The organism is Brevundimonas sp. GW821-FHT02A10, assembly GCF_059422025.1.
On record NZ_JBWKWC010000007.1, the window covers coordinates 174,314 to 197,445 of the forward strand.

Below are 23,132 nucleotides of genomic sequence, written 5' to 3' on the forward strand. Positions count from 1 at the left end.
GGAAAGCGGCCCGTTACAGCACACGCGTTGCGCCCGCAACCAAGGGCGCTAGCATATCGCCAGTTCCGCCGACCCAGTGAGTCGCGCCCTCCCGGAGTTTCGCCGACCGTGACTGACGCGGCCGACCTTGATCTGAAGTCCGAAGTCGAGCGTCTGCGCGCCGAGGTCGAGGCCCTGCGCATCCAGTCCCACTTCCTCGAGAAGCGGGCCGAGGCGGCCGAGGCGGCGGCGGATCACGACGTCCTGACGCCCGCCCTGAACCGGCGCGGCTTCGTCGCGGCGATGAACCGGACCATGGCCTATTGCACCCGCTACGACGCTCCGGCGGTGATCCTCTATCTCGATCTGGACGGCTTCAAGGGCGTCAACGACCGGCTGGGCCATGCCGCCGGGGACGCGGCCCTGGTTCGGGTCGCCGAGCTGCTATTGGCCAATGTGCGCGAATCGGATGCGGTCGGACGCCTCGGCGGCGACGAGTTCGCCCTGCTGATGCTCAATGCGGGCATCGAGGAGGGGCGCGACAAGGCCCGCAAGCTGACCGAGGCCATGGCCACCGACGGTTTCGACTGGGAGGGCCAGAAGACCGAACTGGGCGGCTCCTTCGGCGTGCGCGCCTGGGCCCAGCAGGCCGATGCGGAAACCTGGCTGGCCGAGGCCGACGCGGCCATGTGGGTCCGGAAACGGTCGCGCTGACGGCGCGTTGCCGTGTTTGGAGGCAGGATCGTGCGCGGCTTGACCTTGTCAGGCCGGACGACCAGCCTCCGCTGCCATAGCCTTCACGGAGCCCCTCTATGTCCATCGCCGAGACGCCGACCCTCAGCAAGCCCTCGGGCTCCCTGCTGGACCTGATCGGCAAGACGCCGATGGTCGAGGTGACGCGGATCGACACCGGCAAATGCCGCCTGTTCCTGAAGCTGGAGGCCCAGAACCCCGGCGGCTCGATCAAGGACCGCATCGCCCTGTCGATGATCGAGGCGGCCGAGAAGGAGGGCTGGCTCAAGCCCGGCGGCACCATCGTGGAGGCCACGGCGGGCAACACCGGTCTGGCCCTGACGCTGGTCGGCCAGCAGAAGGGCTACAAGGTCCTGCTGGTCATCCCCGACAAGATGTCCAAGGAGAAGATCCAGCACCTGCGGGCCATGGGCGCCGATGTGCGGCTGACCCGGTCGGACGTGCCGCATGGCCACCCCGACTACTACACCGACATGGCCGAGCGCCTGGCCCAGCAGATCCCCGGCGGCTACTACGTCAACCAGTTCGCCAACGACGCCAACTCGGCGGCCCACGTGAAGACCACGGGGCCGGAGATCTGGGAGCAGCTGGATCACGACGTCGACGCCTTCGTCGCCGGCATCGGCTCGGGCGGCACCATCACCGGCACGGCGCAGTTCCTGAAGAGCGTGGGCTCGAAGGCCGAGATCATTCTGGCCGACCCGGTCGGATCGACCCTGGCGGGCATCGTCAACGAGGGCGTGCCGGGGCCGGAAGGCAGCTACACCGTCGAGGGCATCGGCCAGAACTTCGTGCCCGACACCGCCGACATGAGCCTTATCGACAAGGCCTATTCGATCCCCGACGCCGAGGCGATCGCGGCGGTGCGCGAGCTGCTGCTCAAGGAAGGCATTCTGGCGGGCTCGTCCTCGGGCACCCTGCTGGCCACGGCCCTGCGCTGGTGCCGTGAGCAGACCGAGCCGAAGCGCTGCGTGACCCTGGTCTGCGACACGGGCGCCAAGTACCTGTCCAAGGTCTATAACGACGCCTGGCTGGCCGATCAGGGCCTCGGTGACGACCCGATCCGGGGCAACCTCGCCGACCTGATCAGCCGCAAGTACGCCGACGGCGAAGTGGTCGTGGCCGGGCCGGACGACAGCCTGGACAGCGCCTTCAAGCGGATGCGGTCCAACGACGTGTCCCAGCTGCCGGTCATTCAGGACGGCCGTCTGGTCGGCATCCTGGACGAGAGCGACATCGTCCACATAATGAACACCGACGAGATCACCCGGGCGGAACGGTTCAAGAAGCCCGTCTCCTCGGCCATGACGCGCGATCTGGACACGGTGCAGGTCAATGAGCCGCTGGACGCCCTGATCCCGCTGTTCGACCGCGACCGGGTGGCCATCGTGCTGGACGGGGAGACCTTCGTCGGCCTGATCGCCCGCGTCGACCTGATCAACCACCTGAGCCTGAACCGCTGATGGCCGACCTCAAGAACTCCCAGGGCTTCTCGACCCGGGCCATCCACGCCGGCCAGCGGCCCGACCCGACGACGGGCGCCGTCATGACCCCGATCTACGCCACCTCGACTTACGCCCAGGAGAGCCCGGGCGTGAACAAGGGTTATGAGTACGCGCGCGGCAAGAACCCGACGCGGGAGGCGTTCGAGGCCTGTATCGCCGACCTGGAGGGCGGGGTTCAGGCCTTCGGCTTCGCCAGCGGCATGGCGGCGACCTCGACGGCGCTGGAGCTGCTGGACGCCGGGTCGCACATCGTCACCGGTGATGACCTGTACGGCGGCTCCTGGCGGCTGTTCGAGCGGGTGCGTCGACGCTCGATGGGGCTGGACTTCGCCTATGTCGACCTGTCGGACATCCCCGCGGTCGAGGCGGCCATCACGCCGAAGACGAAGATGCTGTGGGTCGAGACGCCCACCAACCCCCTGATGAAGATCGCCGACATCGCGGCCCTGTCGAAGGTGGCCAAGGCCCACGGCCTGCTGCTGATCGTCGACAACACCTTCGCCACCCCCTTCTGCCAGCAGCCGCTGGCGCTGGGCGCCGACGTCGTCATGCACTCGGCGACCAAGTACCTGAACGGGCACTCGGACATCATCGGCGGGGTGCTGGTGGCCGGGAATCCGGACGTCGCCAAGGAGCTGAAGTTCCTGCAGAACTCGGTCGGCGGGGTGATGGGGCCGTTCGACGCCTTCCTGGCCAACCGGGGGCTCAAGACCCTGGGCCTGCGGATGAAGGCCCACTGCGAGAACGCCATGGCCGTGGCCCGCTGGCTGGAGGACCGCGCAGGCGTCCAGAAGGTCATCTATCCGGGGCTGGTCAGCCATCCGCAGCACGCGCTGGCGGCCAGCCAGATGAAGGGCTTCGGCGGGATGGTGACGGTGCTGATCGACGGCGATCTGGAGCGGACCAGGCGGGTGCTGGAGAGCGTCAAGGTCTTTACCCTGGCCGAGTCGCTCGGGGGCGTGGAGAGCCTGGTGAACCATCCGGCCATCATGACCCATGCCTCGGTGCCCAAGGAGGTCCGCGAAGCCGGCGGCGTGACCGAGAACCTGATCCGCCTGTCGGTCGGGGTCGAGGACGTCGAGGACCTGATCGCCGACCTGGATCAGGCGCTGTCGGTCTAGCCGGGCAGTCTAGAAGGCGTAGCTGAGGTCCGCGACCAGGCTCGAGCCGTACTGCTCTTCGGAGGCGCCCGGGTCGGCGTTGGTGTCGTACCAGCGCAGGTCGAGGTTCAGCTTCTTCGTCATCGCCCAGGTCACGCCGGCGTTCCAGCCAGTGTAGTCGACCGAGTCCTGCTGCTCGCGGCGGCCGACGGCGGCCGTGCCCTTGAGCCGGTCGGTGAAGGCCCAGCCGAGGCGGGCCTCGACCCAGGTCCAGCGGCCCGTGGCGCCGGCGCCGTCCGGCGAGGTCTGGAGCTGCAGGCGGCCGCTGGCCTTGCCGAACGAGCGGCTGACGTTGGCGGTGAGCTCCCAGTTGTCGGCGTCCGTGCCCGGATCGGCGTCGATGCGCCACTGGCGGGTCACCGACAGGTCGAGGTCGAAGCCCGCCAGCTTGGGCTGGATGCCGACGAAGGTCTCGAGCTGAAGGGTCGAGCCGCTGGAGTCGATCGTCTCCGCGCCCGCGCCCGCATAGAACAGGCCGCCCGCGCCCTCCCAGTCGGCCGAGCCGTAGGCATAGGGATCGCCCTGTGACTTGGAGGCGTCCTTGGAGCGGTTGTCCGTCCCGGCGCCGAGGGTGAAGGACCAGTCCCCGCGCGGCAGCAGGCGCGTCCGGTCGCCGTGGCTCTGGCCCTGGCTCCCGTGAGGCAGGCTGGTCTGGGCCAGGGCGGGGGAGGCGGCCACGCAGGCGAGCCCGGCGACGGAGGCGAGAAGGCGGGTCATCCCCCTCGCTTAGCCCCGATCGGGCCGTCCGCGAATGGGGTCGCGACCTGAGGCCGCAACCGGCCCGCCTAGGGGGTGACCTTCCAGCCGTCGGCAGGGTTCACCCACTGGACGGTTGCGGTCAGCTCGGGATGGGCCACTCCGCCGATCTCGACCGTGACGGTCATGGGGCCGTCGGCGGAGGCCGGATAGGTCGAGCACAGCGGCTGACCGCTCTTCATGAAATCGGGCAGGCTGGAGACGATCTGGGTGCGGACGACGGCCAGGGTGGCGGCGTCCAGCGGCTGGCCGTTGACCTCGACCTTCTCGATGTCGCTCTCCTTGAGGTCGCCGTTCGAGCACTCCCTGCCGTCGCGGATGACGACCGCGCTGCGGGCGAACATGACAATGACCGGGCTGTCCTGAAGCCGGGTCTCGGCGAGGCTGGCGATGCTGCCGTCCGGGGCGAAGGCATAGGAGCCGATGGCCCGGCACAGCTTCTGGGCCGGGACCGGGTCATAGCACTGGACCTGGCCCTGACGCGCGGGCGCCAGGGGGTCGGACGTGGCGGCGAGGGTCAGCAGCAGGGCGGTGGCAAGCATCGGAGGGTCCCCTAGGCGACGCCGACCTTCGTGGCGAAGGCGGCCGAGGCCACAGCGTACTCGCTGCGCAGGCGGGCGACCAGTTCGGCGGCCGGGACCACGTCGTGGACCGTGCCCGCGCCCTGACCGGCGGACCATACGGTCTTCCAGGCCCGCGCCTCCTCGCCCATGTCCAGCTTGTGCTCGGGCAGGTGCTTGGGGTCGATGCCGTTGGCTTCCAGCGACTTGATCATGAAGTTGGCCGGGATGCCCGAGACCGCCGGGGTGTGGATGATGTCGGTCGCGCCCGAGTCGATGATCATCGCCTTGTACCCGTCCGACGCCATGGCCTCGGTCGTGTTGATGAAGCGGGTGCCCATATAGGCGAAGTCGGCGCCCATCATCAGGGCCGCGGCGACGTCCTGGCCGTTCGACAGGCAGCCCGACAGGATGATCGTCCCCTTGAAGAACTCCCGCACCTCATTGACCAGGGCGAAGGGGTTGACGATGCCGGCGTGGCCGCCCGCGCCGTTGGCGACCAGGATCAGGCCGTCGACGCCGGCCTTGGCTGCGTTCCTGGCGTGGCGGACGTTGGCGATGTCGTGGAAGACCACGCCGCCGTAGCCGTGGACCGCGTCGACCAGGTCCTTGACCGCGCCGAGCGAGGTGATGACCAGCGGCACCTTGTGCTCCACCGTCACGGCCAGATCGGCCATCAGACGCTCGTTGGAGCCGTGGACGATGTGGTTGACGCCGAAGGCCGCGGCGTCGTCGTTGAGGCGCGACTTGATCTCGACCAGCCACTCCCGATAGCCCTCGGTCGTGCGCTGGTTCAGCGAGGGGAAGGTGCCGATCACGCCCGCATTGCAGCACTCGACCACCAGGTCGGGGCCGCTGACCAGGAACATCGGCGCCTCGATGACCGGCAGTTTCAGGCCCTTCTGGAGGGAAGCGGGGATGGCCATGGACGTCTCCTCAGTTGTCTTTCGCTACGCTTAGCGGGGGGACGCAGGGGAAGGCAACGGGGCTGACGCACGAGCCTGTTTCGGCTAGGGCGATGTGATGACCACAGACACCTCCGGCCTCTCCCAGCTCGGCGCCCAGACCGCGGCGCCGACCAGCCCCGAAACCGCCGTCCTGGAACGGGTGCCCAACCCGCATTCGGACACCCTGTACCTGGCCCGGTTCACAGCGCCGGAGTTCACCAGCCTGTGCCCTGTCACGGGCCAGCCGGACTTCGCCCACATCGTCATCGACTATGCGCCGGGCGAGTGGCTGGTCGAGTCCAAGAGCCTGAAGCTCTATCTGACCAGCTTCCGCAACCATGGCGCCTTCCACGAGGACTGCACCGTCGCCATCGGCCGCAAGCTGGCCGACCTGCTGCAGCCGAAATGGCTGAGGATCGGCGGCTACTGGTACCCGCGCGGCGGCATCCCGATCGACGTCTTCTGGCAGACGGGCGCGCCGCCAGAGGGCCTGTGGCTGCCCGACCAGGGCGTGCCGACCTATCGCGGCCGGGGGTGATCGCGACGGGCGCCTTTGCACTCGGAAAAAAGCTTTGCACCCGAGTGCAATTTTGAATGCTGGATGAGAGGTCAGGCCATTACCGACTTGATCTACAAAGAATTCAATTTCCACGACTTCTCCATCGAACCTGCACTCCAGGTGCAATCCAGTGCGCGAGGATGCGGTTCGACGGGATGTCGGATCAGCGATGTCAAAGACCGGGTGAAGGCAGTCTACACCCGGCAAGGGCAGTGCTGGGCCGATTGGCGCCGCCCGTCTTCAGGGCGTTGATCGCGAAGGCGTTCGACGAAACTTTCATGAGCAGTCGAGAACGAAAGACGTCCCGCCTTCCCCTTGAGGCCAGGGGCCGTGAGCTCCTCGCCCGGCTTCAGGCGCGGGCCGATCGGGCGGCATGGTCGCGATACGCGTTCGAGTTCCTGATGTTCGGGCTGAAGCAGGGCTGGGCCTGTCTGTTCGGCGGACTGATGCTGGCGCTGTTGATGGGGACGCACTGGCTGTGGCCGGTGGTCTGGCCGAACGGGGCGCCGGTCGCGCGCTATGACTTTCTCGTCGTGGCGGCGGTGCTGATCCAGGCGGGGATGCTGGTGCTGAGACTGGAGAGCCGGGAGGAGGCGCGGGTCATCTTCGTCTTCCACGTCGTCGGCACGATCATGGAGCTGTTCAAGACGGCGCACGGGTCGTGGATATATCCGGAGCCGAGCCTGCTCCGGATCGGGGCCGTGCCGCTGTTCTCGGGGTTCATGTATGCGGCGGTGGGCTCCTACATCGCGCGGATCATGCGGATATTCGACATTCGCTATCGCCACTATCCGCCGCTGTGGACGACCTGGCTGCTGGCGTCGGCCATCTACGTCAACTTCTTCGCCCATCACTGGCTGCCGGACATCCGCATCGGCCTGTTCGTGGTGACGGCGGTCCTGTTCGGGCGCGGCTGGTTCTACTTCACGCCTGACAGGGTGCGGCGGAAGATGCCGTTTCTGCTGGGGTTCTTCCTGGTGGCGGTGTTCATCTGGCTGGCCGAGAACCTGGGCACACTGGCGCGGGCCTGGGTCTATCCCTCGCAGGAAGACGGCTGGAGCCCGGTCGGGTTGGCCAAGCTGGGCAGCTGGTTCCTGCTGATGATGATCAGTGTGGTGCTGGTGACGTTGGTGCACCGGCCGCAGGAGGAGCCTCAACCGGGTCCGTGACGGTCCCAGCCGCCGGCGGGCGGGTTCAGGCCGTCGCCGCACCAGTCGAGTACGCCCGCGCAGGCGGTCAGGCCGAGCGAGGCGGCGGCGAGCAAAAGGGCGGTATGCAGGCGCAGGCGGCGGACCATGTCTCACTCCCCTCCGAAGATCGAAGGGGAGTGAGCGCGCCGATTGGGGCGGGTTCGGGGCGTCAGCCCCAGGCGCCCGCCGCGGCTTCCGGTCGGAAGTCGAAGTCGCCGTCGGTGGACAGGGTCAGGTCCTTCCAGGCGTCGAGCTCGGCCTGCAGGCTGTTGATCTTGCCCTGGATCAGGCTGAGGCCGTCCGAGCCGGCGGCCCAGCGGACCGGCTGCTGCGGGGCGTTGACGAGGGTGACCAGCGCCTGACCCAGTTTGGCCGGATCGCCCGCCTGGTTGCGGCTGCGGCCGTCGTAGAAGCTCTTCAGGGCGGCGGCGGCCTCGGCATAGTCGGCGATGGGCGTCGTGCCGTGCTTGACCGAGGTGGGCTCCAGGAAGTCGGTGCGGAAGAAGCCGGGCTCGACGATGGTCACCTGGATGCCGAAGCGGGCGACCTCCTGGGCGAGAGACTCCGAGAAGCCTTCGACCGCGAATTTGGACGCGCAGTACAGGGTTCCGCTCTCGCCGCCGACCATGCCGCCGATGGAGGAGACGTTGAAGATGCGGCCGGAGCGGTTGGCGCGCATCGAGGGCAGGACCGCGCGGGTGACGGCCATCAGGCCGAAGACATTGGTGTCGTACTGGGTCTGGGCGTCGGCGGCGGTGGTTTCCTCGAACAGGCCGAGGTGGCCGTAGCCGGCGTTGTTCACGAGGACGTCGATACGGCCAAAGCGGGCGAGGGCGGCTTCGACGGCGGGCCGGGCGGCAGTCAGGTCAGCGACGTCGAGGGCGACCGAGAGGACGCGGTCGGAGTCTTCGCCGACGACCTTGATCAGGGCGTCGCGGTTGCGGCCGGCGACGACGACATTGTCGCCGGCGTCGAGGGCGGCGCGGGCGATGGCGGCGCCGAGGCCGCGGGCTGCGCCGGTGATGAACCAGGTTTTGGGGGCGTCGGTCATGTCCAGATCTCCTTGAGTTGGGATGACCGTCTTGTGCGCCTCAGGAGCCGTGGAGCCGTAGACGGATGCCGCCAGCCTCTTGCACGATCCTGCCAACCGATGATGCGGGCTTGCGCGCGGAGGCCCGCAGGCGTTGAGTATGGGCATGGATCGATTGCACGAACTCGCCGCCCTGGTGCGGAGCCGACTGGGCGATGGCCCGCAGGACGGGACCGCGCCGATGCTGCTGCCCGACATCAGTATTCTGGCCAGCGATATCGTCACCGACGCGCAGCAGATCGTCTATGAGCCCATGCTCTGCGTCATTCTGGAGGGCGCCAAGCAGACGACTCTGGGCAGCGAGAGCCATTCCTATCGGGCGGGCGACTATCTGGTGGTCTCGGCCGACCTGCCGGTCAGCGGGCAGGTGCTGACGGCGCCCTATCTGGCCCTCGGGTTGCCGCTGGACCCGGCGACGGCGGCGGAGCTGCTGATCGAGACCGAGGGCGGGCTCGCGGCGGACGAGACCCCGATCCGGGGGCTGGCGGTCAGCGCCATGGACGCCGAGATGGTGGATACGGTGACGCGGCTGGTGCGGTTGCTGGACCGGCCGGGGGACGCCACGGTGCTGGCCCCGATGATCCGGCGCGAGCTGCTGTGGCGGCTGATGCAGGGCGAGCACGCGGCCATGGTGCGCCAGATCGCGGCCGTCGACGGAAGGCTGGCCCAGGTCAAGCGGGCGATCCGCTGGATCCGCACCCACTATGCGGAGCCGATGACCATCGGCGGTCTGGCCGCGCTGGCGGGAATGAGCGAGACCTCGCTGCACCGCCACTTCAAGGCCGTGACCTCGATGAGCCCGCTGCAGTACCAGAAGCAGGTGCGGCTGCAGGAGGCGCGCAACCGGCTACTGGGGCAGGGCGGGGACATCGCCGGCGTCGGCTTCGCCGTCGGTTATGACAGTCCCAGCCAGTTCAGCCGCGAATACAGCCGCCAGTTCGGCCGTCCGCCGGGCCGGGATCTGGAACGGCTGAGGGCCGACCCGTCGCTGGCGGCCGTTGTCTAGGGCAGGGTGATCGTCAGGGCCGAGAGGTCGGGGCGGACGCGTTCCAGCGGGGCCTCGGCGGTCGTGCCGATGTGGATGAAGCCGGCGATCTTTTCGGTGGGCTTCACGCCAAGGATTTCAAGCGCTTCGGCGTCATAGCTGTACCAGTCGGTGATCCAGCAGGCGGCGTAGCCCAAAGCGTCGGCGGCGTGCTCGATGTTCATGCAGACGGCGCCGGAGGACAACTCCTGCTCCCAGACCGGCTTGGGGCCGGGGGCGGCGGTAGAGATGACGAGGATGGAGACCGGAGCGGCCGTCAACTTGGCCAGCACGGCCTGGGCCTTGCCGCCGAGACCCTGACGGACGGCGAGGGCCGACAGGCGTTCGGCAAAGTCGGCACGGGTCTGCGGGCCCATGACCACGAAGCGCCAGGGGAACAACTTCCCATGGTCGGGGGTGCGGGCGCCGAGGCGGAGGATTTCGGCGACTTCTTCGGCGTTCGGACCGGGGGCGGTCAGGGTCTGGGCCGGGGCGGAGCGGCGGGTGGACAGGCGATTCAACAGCTCTTCGGAGCGGACGGGCTGGGGCAGGAGGTCGCCGAGATCGGCCGCTTTCGGGAATTGGGTCATGCCGCCTAGCTAGGCGCGGGAGGCGGCTTGCGCCATAGGTCGGGGGTGACCGACGACGCTGAAAAGACCGCTCCGAACCCGATTCCGATCCCTGCCTGGGCGGAGGGGCTGCCGGCGACGCCCGGCTGGCAGGATCTCGAGCGCAAGGTCGCCTATCAGAACCCGTGGATCGCGGTGACCGAGCACCGGGCCCTGGCGCCGACCGGCAATGAGACGCTGTACGGGGTGCTGAGGCCGCAGAGCGTGGCCACGGGGGTGTTGCCGGTCCATTCGGACGGGACGGTGACCCTGGTCGGTCAGGCGCGGTTCGCCCTGATGAACTATTCCTGGGAGATGCCGGAAGGCGGGGCGCCGTTCGGAGAAGACCCGTTCGTGGGCGTGCAGCGTGAGCTGGCCGAGGAGGCGGGGCTGAAGGCCCGATCATGGCTGCACTGTCTGACGATGGAGCTGTCCAACTCGGTCACCGATGAGGTCGGGCATGCCTGGATCGCCTGGGACCTGAGCCCGGTCCCGACCGATCCGGACCCGACGGAGGTGATCGCCGTGGTTCGCGTGCCGTTCATGAGCCTGATCCACGAGATCGGGCGAGGGGCGATCCGCGACGCGTTTACGGTGGCGACAGCCTATCGGGCGTATCATATGGCGAAGGAGGGGCTTTTGCCCGGCTGGCTGGCGCACGCCATGCTGACGCGGGTATAGTCTCCCAAGACGGAGCCGTGCAGACATGACCCAACCCCAGTTCCCTCGGGCCAAGCTCGAGGTGATCGCCGGACAGGAGACGACCGGATCGTCGACCTGGGCCCAGCTGCGCGCCTCGGCCGAGGAGGCGGCGCGCAGCGAGCCGCATCTGGGCTCGATGATGAACGCGACCATCCTGTCGCACCTCGATCTGGCCAACTCCCTGAGTTTCCAGATCGCGCGCAAGATCGGCGACGCCGAACTGGCTCCGATGAGCGTGCGCGAGGTCTGCGCCTTCGCCTTCTGGTCCGATCCGTCGATCGTGGCGGCCGCCGAGGCTGACCTTCAGGCCGTTTCCGAGCGGGATCCGGCGATCCGGTCGCTGCTGCAGCCGTTCCTCTACTTCAAGGGCTTCCAGGCGCTGCAGGCGTCGCGCGTGGCCCACTGGCTGTGGACGCAAGGGCGCGAGACCCTGGCCTTCCATTTCCAGAGCCGCATCTCCGAGCTGTTCCAGATCGACATCCATCCGGGCGCCGTCCTGGGCAAGGGGCTGTTCTTCGACCACGGCACGGGCATCGTCATCGGCGAGACGGCGGTGGTCGGCGACGAGGTGTCGATGCTGCACGGGGTGACCCTGGGCGGGACCGGGGCCGAGCGCGGCGATCGTCATCCAAAGATCGGAAAAGGCGTTCTGCTGGGCGCCGGGGCCAAGGTGCTGGGCAATATCCAGATCGGCGATTACGGCAAGGTGGCCTCGGGTTCGGTGGTGCTGAAGCCCGTTCCGTCGGGCTGCACCGTGGCGGGCGTGCCGGCGCGGCTGGTCAACTGCCCCACGGGCGCCGAGCCGGCCCGGACGATGGATCACACCTTGGCCGACGTGGTCTACGACTTCTCGATCTAGGGTTTCCCCCTGCGGGCTCTGCGACTAGGGTCCGCGCCAGATTCCATACCGACGTCACGAGGCTCCCCGATGAACACCAACGACATGAAGCGCATCGAGACGCATCTGAAGAAGACCTTCAACACGGGCGGCATCATCGTGAAGCCCCGGCCGAAGGTGAACGACTCGGCCGAGGTCTATGTCGGTGACGAGTTCGTCGGCGTGGTCTTCGACGACGAGGACGAGGACGGCAGCTTCATGTTCGAAATGGCCATCCTGTCGGAAGACCTGCCCGCCGACTGATCGGCCCGCATGACGGACAGCAAAAAGCCCGGGCGGTTCGCACCGCCCGGGCTTTCTGTATTCGGATCCCGAGATCAGCGCTTGCCGAAGATGGCGTCGGCGATCTTGTCGAGGAAGCTCTTGGGCTTGGCCGGAGCGGCCGGAGCCGGGGCAGCGGCCGGAGCCGCGGCGACCGGGGCGGGCTTGGGCGCCGGAGCCGGGGTCGGGGCGGGAGCCGGAGCGGCGGCGACCGGAGCGGGCTTGGGCGCTTCGACCGGCTTCGGCGCCGGAGCAGCGGCGGCGGGCTTGGCGGCGACGGCCGGTTTCGCAGCGGCGGGCTTGGGCGCAGCCTTGGGAGCCGGCTTGGCGGCGACTTTGGTCGCGGGCTTGGCGGCAGCCTTGGGCGCAGCGGCCGGTTTCGCAGCGGGCTTGGCGGCGGCCTTCGGAGCGGCCTTCACGGCAGCAGGCTTGGCGGCGGGCTTGGGCGCAGCTTTCGCGGCCGGCTTCGCAGCGGTCTTCGGGGCGGCCTTGGCGGCGGCAGGCTTGGCGGCCGGTTTCGCAGCCGCCTTGGGAGCGGCGGTCTTGGCGGCGGCGGGCTTCGCAGCGGGCTTCGGGGCGGCTTTCGGAGCAGCCTTGGCGGCTGCGGCCGGAGCGGCTTTTGCGGCCGCAGGCTTCGCGGCGCTCGACTTTGCCGCCGGTTTGGGCTTGGAAGCGGCGGCGGGTTTCGCCGACGCGGGTTTGGATGGTGCTTTAGCCATAGAACTCGCCGACCCCTCGGTTGGATAGAACGCCCATAACGTGCGTCCACAATTGCATCGATTCGATATACTACTGGCCTTTAACAAAATGTCCCAAACCGCAGTTCAGATAATCGCACGTGGCCCCCGCGCCGACGCGGAGGCCGCCGCCGAGGCGATTGACGCCGACGTCATGCTGGAAGGCGCGACCTATTCCATCCTCGAGGAAGACGAGGACCGGGGCATCTGGCGCATCGACGCCTTCCCGACGACCGACGAGGAATCGACGGGCATCCAGGCGCGGCTGGCCGACCATCCGGGCGTGACCGTGACGGTCGAGGTCCTGGCCGACGCCGACTGGCTGGCCATGTCGCTGTCGGGCCTGCCGCCGGTGAAGGCCGGGCGGTTCTTCGTCTACGGCGCCCACGACCAGGGTCTGGTGCCCGCCAGCGCCGTCGCCCTGAAGATCGACGCGGGCGCGGCCTTCGGCACCGGTCACCACGGGACCACGGTCGGCTGTCTGCTGGCCTATGACGAACTGCTCAAGCGGGAGACCTTCGAGCGGGTGCTGGACGTCGGCTGCGGCACGGGCGTGCTGGCCATCGCGGCGGCCAAGACCGGCAGCCGCATCGCCGTCGGCACCGACATCGACGCCCCCTCGGTCCGCATCGCCAACGAGAACGCCAAGCTGAACATGGCCAAGGCGCGCTTCGTCCACGCCTCGGGTCTGAACGACCGGATGGTGCGCAAGGACGGGCCCTATGATCTGGTCTTCGCCAACATCCTGGCGCCGCCGCTGGTGGCCCTGTCGCAGGACATCAAGCTGGCGCTGCGCATCGGCGGCGTCGCCATCCTGTCGGGTCTGCTGCGGACGCAGGAGCGGCGGGTGACGGCGGCCTATCTGTCCAAGGGATTCCGGCTGGAGCGGCGCATCCATCGCGACGCCTGGAGCGCCCTGGTCCTGCGCCGGATGGGTTAACGGGACGCCCCTTGGGGAACCGGCGCCGTCAGGACCCGTTTCGGGGGTTCAATGGCGGGAGGAACCCCATGACCCAGTACGACCCCAATCTCGACCCGGCCCGTCCTGCGCCGGGCGAGCCCGTCTACACCGAGACCGTCATCGTTCGCCGCGAGTCGTCCAACACCGGCTGGTGGATCGCCGGCGGGCTGGCGATGCTGATCATCGTCGCGGCGATGTGGATCCTGTTCGCCCGCAGCACGACGCCAGTGGCCGACGACAGTGACGCCCGGCTGGCCGAGGCCCAGGCGGCGCAGGCCGTCGCGGAGGCCCAGGCCACGTCCAACGTCGCCGCCGTCCAGGGCCAGATCGCCGGTGGGCAGCAGAGCCTTGACCTGGCGCGGGCTGACGTCGCCCGGGCCCAGGCCGAGGCCCAGCGCGCCGACAGCGAGGCCCGCGCCGCCGAGGCGCGCGCCGCGGCTCCGGCCGTCGTGACCCCTGCGCCGTCGAGCGGCGTGGCGGTGATCACACCCAACGCGCCCCAACCCTGAGGCTCTGGCCGTAAGGTCGCGCTTGCCCTGATGGGGGCATGAGATGCTAGAGGCGCGTCATGCCTCTGCACATGATCAAGCTCAGCGTCGGCGTCGATAACGTCGAATGGCTGGAGGAGCGCGCCCGCAAGGGGCCGCTGGTCGTCCACACCCGGATGACGCCCAAGCGGGCGGCCGAGATGGAGGATGGCGGCTCCCTCTACTGGGTGACCAAGGGCGTCATCCAGTGCCGCATGCCCATCACCGACATCACCACGCGCGGGGAGGGCAAGGCCAGCGAGTGCCTGATCACCCTGGCCCCCGAGGTGATCCGTACGGCCCCGCAGGCGCGCAGGCCCTTCCAGGGCTGGCGCTATCTGGAGCCGAAGGACGCGCCGGTCGACCTGACGACGATGGACGCAGGCGATCTGCCCGACGATCTGGCGATCCAGCTTCGCGAGATGGGCGCCTGGTAGGGAGCGGAGTAGGGTGGGCTTTCCGGTAAGGGAGACCCGTCATGACTGCTGCGTTCGGCCAGTGCTGCTATGTGACCGCCGTCCACGATGTGGCGAAGTCCCAGGCGTATTTCGTCGACAAGCTGGCCTTCGAGCCGCTGGACATCGACGCGCCGGGCTGGCGGTTCGTGCAGCGGGGCACGGCGCGGTTCGACATGGGCGAATGCCGCGATGCGCCCGAGGCCAGGACCCTGGGCGACCATTCGTACATCGCCCGCATCTTCGTGGACGGGCTGGACGACTATCACGCCGAGATCGCGCCGCGCGGGGCGGAAATCCTGAGTGGTCCGGCCGACAGGCCGTGGGGGCTTCGCGAGATGGCGGTTCGGACGCCGGACGGGCACCGGATCATGTTCTGCGAGGTGATTTCCTAGAGCGTCAGATCCGCCTCGCCGCGGAGAATCGCCTCGGCCTCTGGCGTGTGTTTGGCGCCGGAGCGGTCGTGGAGGATCAGGGCGGGGAGGAGCCTTAGCGGCGCCCGGCCGGTGCGGACGGCCTGAACGAGGACGCGCTTGGCGGGCTGATCGGCGAAGGGCTGGATGGGCAGGATGGTGAAGGAGACCGCCTTTTCGCCCAGGGTGGACAAAATGTCCGCCAGACGGTCGGCGCGATGAATCATCAGGATTTTGCCGCCCTCGCGCGTCGCCTTGAGCAGCAGAGACGACCAGGCAGCGAGGCCGTCGTCGGCCATCCAGGCGCCGCGCTTGCCGGGAGCCGGGGCGCGCAGGGCCCTCGCATCGTCGAAGAAGGGCGGGTTGGAGACGGCCCAGTCGAAGGGCTTGAGGTCCAGAGGCTGGAAGCCGTGGGCGACATCGCCAGTCAGGACCGTCATGCGGGCGTCAAACCCGTTCAGGGCGGCGTTTTCGCGGGCGAGGGCGGCGGCGGCCGGGTCGCGCTCCAGCCCGGTCAGAAACCCCTCGGGACGGCGGGCGGCGACCTGGGTCAGGACGGCGCCGGCGCCGCAGCCGGCCTCGAAGACGCGCTCGCCGGGCCTGACGTTGACAGCGGCGGCGAGGAGTGCGGCGTCCATCCCGGCGCGGTAACCGCTCACCGGCTGGCGCAGCCGGACGCGACCGCCCAGCAGGGCGCTTTCGGCGACCTCCGTTCCCGGGGATTCCGATGTCAATACGGACGTCACGCGGCTTGACCCATCATGGCCCGACCACCATTGTCCCGCCAATCAGCCCGTCGCAAGACGGGATGACTTCTGACGGGCGTTTCCCCCCTTTTTGACGCCCGGGTTTCGAAAGAGTTTTGCGTGGACGCCGTCACCCTGACATCCGACCGGCCCTCCGAAGGGTTTGGCGCTCGGCCGAAAGGCGACGTCGAAGCGCTGGCGCGACTGGCGCAGGCCGACATGGCCGCCGTCGACGCCCTGATCATCGACCGGATGCAGTCCGACGTGCCGGTGATTCCGCTGCTGGCCGAACATATCGTGGCGGCGGGCGGCAAGCGGATGCGGCCCCTGATCACCGTCGCCGCCGCGCGCGCGGCGGGCGGTTCGATCGAGCATCCCCTGAAACTGGCCGCGTCGGTCGAGTTCATCCACACCGCCACCCTGCTGCACGACGACGTCGTGGACGGGTCGGAGCGGCGGCGCGGCAAGGTCGCGGCCCATCTGATCTGGGGCTCGGCGACGAGCGTCCTGGTCGGCGACTTCCTGTTCGCCCGGGCCTTCGAGCTGATGGTCGAGACCGGCCAGATGCGGGCCCTGGGCATTCTGGCGCGGGCGTCCAGCGTGATCGCCGCGGGCGAGGTGCTGCAACTGACGCGCGCCCACGACCTGAACCTGGACCGCGACACCTATCTGCAGATCATCTCGGCCAAGACCGCCGAACTGTTCGCCGCGGCGGCCGAGGCCGGGGCGGTGGGCGCGGGCGCCGACGACGCGGCCGTGGCGGCCCTGCGGTCCTATGGGCTGAACCTCGGTCTGGCCTTCCAGCTGGCCGACGATGCGCTCGACTACGGCGGTTCCAGCGAGGCGCTGGGCAAGAACGCCGGCGACGACTTCCGCGAAGGCAAGGTGACCCTGCCGCTGCTGCTGGCCATGGCGAAGACCAAGGGGCGCGAGGACGCTTTCTGGGACCGCACCATCACCAAGGGCGAGCGCACCGAGGATGACTTCCGCCGGGCGCGCGAACTGATCATCGGCACAGGATCGGTGACGGCGACCCTGGATGCGGCGGGCGAGTATGCCGATGCGGCCAAGGCGGCCCTGCGGGTGCTGCCGCACAGCGACTGGCGCGATGCGCTGGATCAGCTGGCGGACTTCGCGGTCAGCCGCGCGGCGTGATGACCGTCCTGGCCCTGGCGCTGGCGATTCAGCTGGCTGGGGCCGAGCCGGCCGCGCCTGAGCCGCGATTCACGATGAGGTCGGATCCCGGTGATGTGGTCACGGCCAGACTGTTCCGGCTGACGTCCGACGATCGCCAGGCGGAGGTCGAGCGGATATTCGCCAGAGAGGGTGAAACGGTGGACATCGCCCATGACACCGCCGGGCCGATGGTCATCGCGTATCGGCGTGGCGGGACGGCGGCTGACGATATCGTCCTCTATGCCGCGACCGGATCGGAAGGACCGCAGGACAAAGCCTGCCGCCTGACGCGGGATCGCGACGGCAAGGTGGACAACAGTGACCGGGCCTTGGGCTGGTGCCTGTCGTTTCTGGATCGGTCGATGACGCCTGCGATCATCCTGCCGCCCAGCCGTCTGCCGGGCCTCAGGTAAGCCTGAGCACGGCGTGAGCGATCTCACGCCAGAACACGCCGCAAACCAGTCCTGCCAGCAACAGTCCCACGACGCCCGCGGGCGAGAACGCGTGACCATTCGGACGATCCTTATGGATCATGTCAGCCTCCCGACGGGGTCTTGAATCGCCCCGTACAGGTTACGAAGCTAATCCCGTTCAGGATGAACGCAAGCGGGGCCGATTTTGTGGCGTAAAATCAGCTGAGGCTGGCCGCGAAACGCTGAATCCGGCTGCAGGCTTCCTCAAGAATGGCTTCCGAGGTGGCGTAGCTGATGCGGAAATAGGGGCTGAGGCCGAAGGCCGCGCCCTGAACCACGGCCACGCCCTCGGCCTCCAGCAATTCGGAGGTGAAGACCTCGTCGTCGGTGATGGTCACGCCCGAGGGCGTCGTCTTGCCGATCAGGCCCGCGATCGAGGGATAGACATAGAAGGCGCCCTCGGGCGTCAGGCAGGTGATGCCCGTCGCCTGGTTCAGCATCGAGACGACCAGATCGCGGCGCTTCTCGAAGGCTTCCTTGCGCGGGGCCAGGAACTCTTGGGTGCCGTTCAGGGCCTCGACGGCGGCGAACTGGCTGATCGAGGTGGGGTTCGACGTGGTTTGGCTGGCGACCTTGCGCATCAGGTCGATCAGAGCCTTGGGGCCGCCGGCGTAACCGATGCGCCAGCCGGTCATGGCATAGGCCTTGGACACGCCGTTCACCGTCAGGGTGCGGTCGTAGAGCTTCGGCTCGACCTGGGCGATGGTCGTGTATTCGAAGTCGCCGAACGTCAGGTGTTCGTACATGTCGTCGGTCAGGACCCAGACCTGCGGATGACGCAGCAGGACCTCTGCCAGCGCTTGCAGCTCGGCGCGGGTGTAGGCGGCGCCGGTCGGGTTGGACGGGGAGTTGAGGATCAGCCACTTGGTGCGCGGCGTGATCGCGGCCTCAAGCACCTCGGGACGCAGCTTGAAGCCGTCCTTCTCCTCGCCGGTCACGAAGACGGGCTCGCCCCCGGCCAGCAGGGTCATGTCGGGGTAGGAGACCCAGTAGGGGGCAGGGACGATGACTTCGTCGCCCGGATTCAGGGTCGCGACCAGGGCGTTGAAGATGACCGGCTTGCCGCCCGGGGCGACGTGGATCTGCGACACGTCGTAGGTCAGGCCGTTCTCGCGCGCGAACTTGGCGCAGATGGCCTTCTTCAGCGCGGGCATGCCGTCAGCGTCGGTGTACTTCGTCTCGCCGTTGTGGATGGCGACGATGGCCGCGGCCTTGATGTTGTCCGGGGTGTCGAAGTCCGGCTCGCCGGCGCCCAGGCCGATGATGTCGCGACCGGCGGCGGCGAGAGCGCGGGCTTTGGCGCTGACCGCGATGGTGGCGGACGGCTTGACGCGGGCCAGGGCGGCGGACTGCAGCGTGGACATCGGATCCTCGTTCGAAGGGGAGTTCGCGGGAAGGGTTCCTCGGAAAGGCGGGGGCTGTTTACGGGCAGGGGCGGTCTGGTGCAAATGAAGTCCGCACCGGAGACGTCGAATGATTTTGGCTGTGCTTTTCAGCTTGGCTATTGCCGGCCAGAGCCCCGAGATTCCACGGCAGTGCCGGGACGACAACGGCGCCGACCGATGCGCGGCGGACCAACAGGCCGCCGTCCGGGCGAAACTGGGTGTCGCCGCGATCGAGGATGAGGCGGCGGCGGGCGTCGAAACCTATCGCGCCTTCTACGTCGACGGTTATGGCCGCGACATGCCCGTCGTCAGCTTCGAGCGCCGACCGGGCAGCGATCCGATGGTGGTCGTCAGCGGGTCTGACGGCCGGCGGATGTCGTCGCCGGTGTCGTCAGAGGCCTGGGACAGGGTCCGCGTCGGAGGGCGGTTCGCGGACAGGGCGCTGGGACCCGCTCCGGCTTCGGCCTCGTCGGACGACTTCGCGATTTGCCTGCATGCCTGGGTTACGACCGTCGAGATGGCGAACAGCACGCCGGACGAGCGCCGGGGCGGGCCGGTCCGGAGGCGGACTGAAAACGCCTGTGGTTCGGAGCTGACCACCCAGTTCACCTTCGCCCTGGCGGAGGAGGCCGTGAAGGCCATCGCGCCTTGCGGCCTTCTGGACGAGACCGTTCAGCGAAACAGCGTCACCATCCTTCAGACCTGTCTGGGGCTGTCGGGGGACCGGTTTGCCGCGGCCGGCCTCATGAACCAGATCGGGAACGGAATGCCGCGGCGGGGGCCGGATTCCGCCGACGCAGGAAGCTGGCGCGCCTATCTCGGGACCAACGGATCGCCTGAGGTGAGATGGGCCGGTGAGCGGGTGAAGACCGAGCGGGGCCGTGACAGCAGAGCCGCTGAATTCATTGTCGCGCAAATTCAGGCCCATCCATCGCTTCGCGTCTGGCCAAAACGCTTTGAAGGCCGTGACAGCCGGGCCGCGACGGTCGAGGGCGTCGTCGCCTATTCCACCGGCGAAGACGCGGCGGAGCAGAGGTTTGAGGCGCCCTATAGCCAGACCTGGGTCTGGGATCCGAGCCTGGTCGAGTGGATGCTGGAGACCTGGACCGTCGGCGCATTCGTCACGGTCGCGCGTTGAACTGACCATGCGTCCGATCCTCGATTTCTTGCTGAATATGGAAAGCAAGCGCTGGCGGGCGCTGCTGGCGACCTTGCTGCTGTTCGCGGTGATCGTGGCCCTGTTCGCGGTCGGGAAGTCGTCGCTGGGGCTCGGTCACGGGGCAGAGGGGGCCGAGGCGCGGCTGGAGGACTGGCTGGCGGGATTCCGCAGCGGGCCGTGGGGGCTGTTCGCGGCGATCCTGCTGTTCACCCTTTCGGCGTTTCTGGGCGTGCCCCAGTTCATCCTGATCGCGGCCTGCGTGGTCGCCTTCGGGCCGTGGTTCGGCTTCGCCTACAGCTGGATCGCGACCGTGGCCTCGGCGGCGGCGACCTACTGGCTGGGACGCGGGCCGACGGCGCGGTTCGTCGAGCGGTTCGGCGGCAAGACCATGGGGCGAATGACCCGCTTCGTCGGCCAGAACGCCTTCTATGCCAGCTTCATGATCCGCAACGTGCCCTCGGCGCCGTTCATCGTCGTGAACATGGCCTTCGGGGCGGCGCGGGCGAACTTCTGGGGCTTCCTGGGCGGGTGTGCGCTGGGGGTGCTTCCAAAAACCGCACTGGTCGCATTCTTCGGCGGATCCTTCATGACGGCGGTCAGCGGAGACGGGGTCTGGACCTCGCTTATCCTGGCCGGAGTGGCCGTCGTGTGGCTGGGTCTGATGCTGGTCGTGCGCGAGCTGGTGAAGCGCCGCGAGGCCGCGCGCGGGGATTGAAAACCGTCCGGATACGACCTGTCGTCCGTGTACGGTTTGAGAGGCCGGGCGTCGAACGCGGGTCGGGGAGGGAGCGGGGCATTACGACGCCGCTCTAAGCCAAGCAGAGCCGTAACGGGGAGGTGATCGATCCTCTCGCCCGAGGGGGGATCAGGGCTTGTAATCGCCGTCTCATACAGGCAAACGACGCTCCAGCCGGTCAGGCGAAAGACGATCAGTATGTTGCGCGTATGGGGATGCGCGCGGCGGGGCGTCGCCAGGGCCGGTCGAACACAAAGAACGCCCTCCAGGCCCGAACCAGACGGTAACCGACCCCCATGTTTTCACACCTCTTCGGCGCGATCTCCAATGACATCGCGATGGACCTGGGCACCGCCAACACCCTTATCTATATGAAGGGCAAGGGCATTGTCCTGAACGAGCCCTCGGTTGTGGCGCTGCGCAACGTCGGCGGCCGCAAGATCGTCCACGCCGTGGGCATCGAGGCCAAGCAGATGCTGGGCCGCACCCCGGGCCATATGGAAGCCATCCGTCCGATGCGCGACGGGGTCATCGCCGACTTCGAAGTCGCTGAGGAAATGATCAAGCACTTCATCCGCAAGGTTCATAACCGCCGCGGATTCGTGAACCCGAAGATCATCGTCTGCGTGCCGTCGGGCGCCACCGCCGTCGAGCGTCGCGCGATCAATGACAGCTGCCTGAACGCCTCGGCCCGCCGGGTCGGCCTGATCGACGAGCCGATGGCCGCCGCGATCGGCGCGGGCCTGCCCATCCATGAGCCCACGGGTTCGATGGTCGTCGACATCGGCGGCGGCACGACCGAGGTCGCCGTCCTGTCGCTGTCGGGCATCGTCTATTCCAAGTCGGTCCGCGTCGGCGGCGACAAGATGGACGACAGCATCATCAGCTACATGCGCCGCAACCATAACCTGCTGATCGGCGAAACGACCGCTGAGCGCATCAAGAAGGACATCGGCACCGCCCGTATCCCGGCCGACGGCGAAGGCCTGTCGATCGAGGTCAAGGGTCGCGACCTGATGCAGGGCGTGCCGCGCGAGGTCCGCATCTCGGAGCGTCAGGCCGCCGAAGCCCTGGCCGAGCCGGTCTCGCAGATCATCGACGCCGTGAAGGTGGCCCTGGAAGCGACGCCGCCGGAACTGGCAGCCGACATCGCCGACAAGGGCATCATGCTGACGGGCGGCGGCGCCCTGCTGCGCGGCCTGGACGCGGAAATCCGCGACCACACGGGCCTGCCCGTCTCGGTCGCCGACGATCCGCTGTCGTGCGTGGCCATCGGTTGCGGCCGCGTTCTGGAACACCCGCGCTGGATGAAGGGCGTGCTCGACTCGGCCCTCTAGGGTCTTCGAGGCGACCCTGGCGGGGAGGGCGGCGAGCGTAGCCGCAAATCCCCGCCCCTCCGGTGTTTCACCGGTTTCCAACTGGTCTGTATTTTGCAATAGGCTGCGGTATCAGCGGGGGGCGTCCCGTTGATTCTGTCCCCTTACCGGAAAGGCTGCCGTGGCGTTTCGCGACGGACCGTTCGAGAACCTCAAGGTGCCGCTGGCGTGGACCGCCGCGGCCGCGGTCGTCCTTGCCGTGGTCGCATCGCTGTTCCTGATCGTCAGTGACCGGCGCGATGTGCGCGACCACGACAACTACACCCCTGTGCGGGCCGGCTTCGACGCTGTCCTTGGGCCGGTCGGCGGCGTCCTGGCGGCGCCTGTGCGCTGGGCCGGGGCCCTGTCGGACGGGGTGAAGGGCTATTTCTTCGCCGTCTCCGAGAACCGCCGCCTGAAGGCCGAGGTCGCCGAGCTGCAGCCCTGGCGCGACCAGGCCATCGCCCTGAAGAACGTCAACGCCCGCTATGAGGCCATGCTGGGCCTCAGGACCGAACCGCCGGTGGCCATGGTGACGGCGCGCTCGGTCTCCGACGCGCGCGGCCCGTTCGTCAACGCCCGCCTGATCGACGCCGGCTCGGCCAAGGGCGTCCACATCGGCAATCCCGTCATCAATGAACACGGCCTGGTCGGCCGCATCGTCGGCACGACCGGCGGCATCAGCCGGATGCTGCTGCTGACCGACGTCGCCAGCCGCACGCCCGTGCTGATCGACCGCACCGACGCCCGCGCCATGCTGACCGGCGACGGCAGCGGCAATCCGCGTCTCGAATACATCCGCGGCGTCGGGTCGCTGCAGGCCGGCGACCGGGTGCTGAGCTCCGGCGACGGCGGCGGCTTCCCGCGCGGCGTGCCGATCGGGGTCGCGGCCAAGGGCATCGACGGCTCCTGGCGGGTCAAGCTGTTCAGCGACCGTGGCGCCATCGACTTCGTGCGCGTGCTGCTGTTCCAGGACTTCGGCCAACTGGTGAACCCCGAGGCCCTCAACGCCGCGCC

General features: G+C 68.4%; 28 protein-coding genes. 19 read left to right on the top strand and 9 right to left on the bottom strand.

All coding sequences use genetic code 11. The features are described from left to right. Positions 1–108: 108 nt before the first annotated feature. The 3 genes from AC07U0_RS17015 (at position 109) to AC07U0_RS17025 (ending at position 3,358) form a co-directional block, all read left to right on the top strand. A complete protein-coding gene (locus AC07U0_RS17015; RefSeq protein ID WP_494721161.1) occupies positions 109–693 on the top strand; it encodes a GGDEF domain-containing protein in 585 nt (194 codons plus the stop codon). A 98-nt stretch (positions 694–791) separates the two neighbouring features. Beyond that, complete coding sequence (locus tag AC07U0_RS17020; RefSeq protein WP_494721162.1) at positions 792–2,195, top strand: pyridoxal-phosphate dependent enzyme; 1,404 nt, start codon at positions 792–794, stop codon at positions 2,193–2,195. Then, a complete protein-coding gene (locus AC07U0_RS17025; protein WP_494721163.1) occupies positions 2,195–3,358 on the top strand; it encodes a cystathionine gamma-synthase in 1,164 nt (387 codons plus the stop codon). Before AC07U0_RS17020 ends, AC07U0_RS17025 begins: the two co-directional genes overlap by 1 nt. A 9-nt stretch (positions 3,359–3,367) precedes the next feature. On the opposite strand, the gene AC07U0_RS17030 is transcribed toward AC07U0_RS17025, so the two are convergent. The 3 genes from AC07U0_RS17030 to AC07U0_RS17040 form a co-directional block, all read right to left on the bottom strand. Then, entirely contained in the window at positions 3,368–4,114 is a 747-nt protein-coding gene (locus AC07U0_RS17030) for a TorF family putative porin (protein ID WP_494721164.1), read from the bottom strand. Between the two features lie 68 nt (positions 4,115–4,182). Next, positions 4,183–4,695: a hypothetical protein gene (locus tag AC07U0_RS17035; protein ID WP_494721165.1), complete on the bottom strand. Its 513-nt coding sequence runs from the start codon at positions 4,693–4,695 to the stop codon at positions 4,183–4,185. Positions 4,696–4,706: 11 nt separating this feature from the next. After that, on the bottom strand, positions 4,707–5,639 hold the full coding sequence (locus AC07U0_RS17040; RefSeq protein WP_494721166.1) for an NAD(P)H-dependent flavin oxidoreductase: 933 nt from the start codon (positions 5,637–5,639) through the stop codon (positions 4,707–4,709). A gap of 97 nt (positions 5,640–5,736) precedes the next feature. On the opposite strand from AC07U0_RS17040, the gene queF reads away from it, so the two are divergent. Both queF and AC07U0_RS17050 read left to right on the top strand, forming a co-directional pair. Then, complete coding sequence (queF, locus tag AC07U0_RS17045) at positions 5,737–6,198, top strand: preQ(1) synthase (protein WP_494721167.1); 462 nt, start codon at positions 5,737–5,739, stop codon at positions 6,196–6,198. Positions 6,199–6,497: 299 nt separating this feature from the next. Further along, a complete protein-coding gene (locus AC07U0_RS17050; RefSeq protein WP_494721168.1) occupies positions 6,498–7,388 on the top strand; it encodes a DUF817 domain-containing protein in 891 nt (296 codons plus the stop codon). Here the strand turns inward: AC07U0_RS17050 and AC07U0_RS17055 are convergent. Further along, positions 7,373–7,516, bottom strand: a complete 144-nt coding sequence (locus AC07U0_RS17055) for a hypothetical protein (protein ID WP_494721169.1) — start codon at positions 7,514–7,516, stop codon at positions 7,373–7,375. The two genes, AC07U0_RS17050 and AC07U0_RS17055, sit on opposite strands and share 16 nt — an antisense overlap. Before the next feature lie 62 nt (positions 7,517–7,578). Beyond that, entirely contained in the window at positions 7,579–8,460 is an 882-nt protein-coding gene (locus AC07U0_RS17060) for an oxidoreductase (RefSeq protein WP_494721170.1), read from the bottom strand. A gap of 145 nt (positions 8,461–8,605) precedes the next feature. Between AC07U0_RS17060 and AC07U0_RS17065 the strand changes: the two genes are divergently transcribed. After that, positions 8,606–9,505 carry an AraC family transcriptional regulator gene (locus AC07U0_RS17065; protein ID WP_494721171.1) on the top strand — a complete coding sequence of 300 codons (900 nt, stop codon included), beginning with the start codon at positions 8,606–8,608 and terminating at the stop codon, positions 9,503–9,505. Here AC07U0_RS17065 and AC07U0_RS17070 read toward each other — a convergent pair. Continuing rightward, on the bottom strand, positions 9,502–10,113 hold the full coding sequence (locus tag AC07U0_RS17070) for a nitroreductase family protein (RefSeq protein WP_494721172.1): 612 nt from the start codon (positions 10,111–10,113) through the stop codon (positions 9,502–9,504). The two genes, AC07U0_RS17065 and AC07U0_RS17070, sit on opposite strands and share 4 nt — an antisense overlap. 45 nt (positions 10,114–10,158) lie before the next feature. On the opposite strand from AC07U0_RS17070, the gene AC07U0_RS17075 reads away from it, so the two are divergent. From AC07U0_RS17075 to AC07U0_RS17085, 3 genes are all read left to right on the top strand, one after another. After that, positions 10,159–10,812: an NUDIX domain-containing protein gene (locus tag AC07U0_RS17075; RefSeq protein ID WP_494721173.1), complete on the top strand. Its 654-nt coding sequence runs from the start codon at positions 10,159–10,161 to the stop codon at positions 10,810–10,812. 25 nt (positions 10,813–10,837) lie between these two features. Then, on the top strand, positions 10,838–11,692 hold the full coding sequence (gene cysE, locus AC07U0_RS17080) for a serine O-acetyltransferase (RefSeq protein WP_494721174.1): 855 nt from the start codon (positions 10,838–10,840) through the stop codon (positions 11,690–11,692). A gap of 69 nt (positions 11,693–11,761) precedes the next feature. After that, entirely contained in the window at positions 11,762–11,974 is a 213-nt protein-coding gene (locus AC07U0_RS17085) for a DUF3126 family protein (protein ID WP_494721175.1), read from the top strand. Positions 11,975–12,048: 74 nt separating this feature from the next. Here AC07U0_RS17085 and AC07U0_RS17090 read toward each other — a convergent pair whose 3' ends face one another. Next, the gene (locus AC07U0_RS17090; protein WP_494721176.1) at positions 12,049–12,711 is read right to left on the bottom strand and encodes a hypothetical protein; all 663 of its coding nucleotides are present in this window, start codon (positions 12,709–12,711) and stop codon (positions 12,049–12,051) included. An 88-nt stretch (positions 12,712–12,799) separates the two neighbouring features. Here AC07U0_RS17090 and AC07U0_RS17095 point away from each other — a divergent pair, with 88 nt between their 5' ends. From AC07U0_RS17095 to AC07U0_RS17110, 4 genes are all read left to right on the top strand, one after another. Then, entirely contained in the window at positions 12,800–13,669 is an 870-nt protein-coding gene (locus AC07U0_RS17095; protein WP_494721177.1) for a 50S ribosomal protein L11 methyltransferase, read from the top strand. Between the two features lie 68 nt (positions 13,670–13,737). After that, on the top strand, positions 13,738–14,199 hold the full coding sequence (locus AC07U0_RS17100; protein ID WP_494721178.1) for a hypothetical protein: 462 nt from the start codon (positions 13,738–13,740) through the stop codon (positions 14,197–14,199). A 59-nt stretch (positions 14,200–14,258) separates the two neighbouring features. After that, positions 14,259–14,654, top strand: coding sequence for a DUF1489 family protein (locus tag AC07U0_RS17105; RefSeq protein ID WP_492032438.1), 396 nt, complete (start codon positions 14,259–14,261; stop codon positions 14,652–14,654). A gap of 41 nt (positions 14,655–14,695) precedes the next feature. After that, entirely contained in the window at positions 14,696–15,067 is a 372-nt protein-coding gene (locus AC07U0_RS17110) for a VOC family protein (protein WP_494721179.1), read from the top strand. Here the strand turns inward: AC07U0_RS17110 and AC07U0_RS17115 are convergent. Beyond that, a complete protein-coding gene (locus AC07U0_RS17115; protein ID WP_494721180.1) occupies positions 15,064–15,819 on the bottom strand; it encodes a tRNA1(Val) (adenine(37)-N6)-methyltransferase in 756 nt (251 codons plus the stop codon). The two genes, AC07U0_RS17110 and AC07U0_RS17115, sit on opposite strands and share 4 nt — an antisense overlap. A gap of 132 nt (positions 15,820–15,951) precedes the next feature. Between AC07U0_RS17115 and AC07U0_RS17120 the strand changes: the two genes are divergently transcribed. Both AC07U0_RS17120 and AC07U0_RS17125 read left to right on the top strand, forming a co-directional pair. Further along, a complete protein-coding gene (locus tag AC07U0_RS17120) occupies positions 15,952–16,986 on the top strand; it encodes a polyprenyl synthetase family protein (protein WP_494721181.1) in 1,035 nt (344 codons plus the stop codon). 95 nt (positions 16,987–17,081) lie between these two features. After that, entirely contained in the window at positions 17,082–17,420 is a 339-nt protein-coding gene (locus AC07U0_RS17125; protein WP_494721182.1) for a hypothetical protein, read from the top strand. Positions 17,421–17,638: 218 nt separating this feature from the next. On the opposite strand, the gene AC07U0_RS17130 is transcribed toward AC07U0_RS17125, so the two are convergent. After that, the gene (locus AC07U0_RS17130; RefSeq protein ID WP_494721183.1) at positions 17,639–18,844 is read right to left on the bottom strand and encodes a pyridoxal phosphate-dependent aminotransferase; all 1,206 of its coding nucleotides are present in this window, start codon (positions 18,842–18,844) and stop codon (positions 17,639–17,641) included. A gap of 109 nt (positions 18,845–18,953) precedes the next feature. Here AC07U0_RS17130 and AC07U0_RS17135 point away from each other — a divergent pair, with 109 nt between their 5' ends. The 4 genes from AC07U0_RS17135 to mreC all read left to right on the top strand — a co-directional run. Next, entirely contained in the window at positions 18,954–20,003 is a 1,050-nt protein-coding gene (locus AC07U0_RS17135) for a hypothetical protein (protein WP_494721184.1), read from the top strand. A 7-nt stretch (positions 20,004–20,010) separates the two neighbouring features. Then, positions 20,011–20,739 carry a TVP38/TMEM64 family protein gene (locus AC07U0_RS17140; protein ID WP_494721185.1) on the top strand — a complete coding sequence of 243 codons (729 nt, stop codon included), beginning with the start codon at positions 20,011–20,013 and terminating at the stop codon, positions 20,737–20,739. Between the two features lie 317 nt (positions 20,740–21,056). After that, positions 21,057–22,097 carry a rod shape-determining protein gene (locus AC07U0_RS17145; RefSeq protein WP_207932273.1) on the top strand — a complete coding sequence of 347 codons (1,041 nt, stop codon included), beginning with the start codon at positions 21,057–21,059 and terminating at the stop codon, positions 22,095–22,097. Positions 22,098–22,257: 160 nt separating this feature from the next. Next, on the top strand, positions 22,258–23,132 hold an 875-nt coding region (mreC, locus tag AC07U0_RS17150), incomplete at its 3' end, for a rod shape-determining protein MreC (protein ID WP_494721186.1).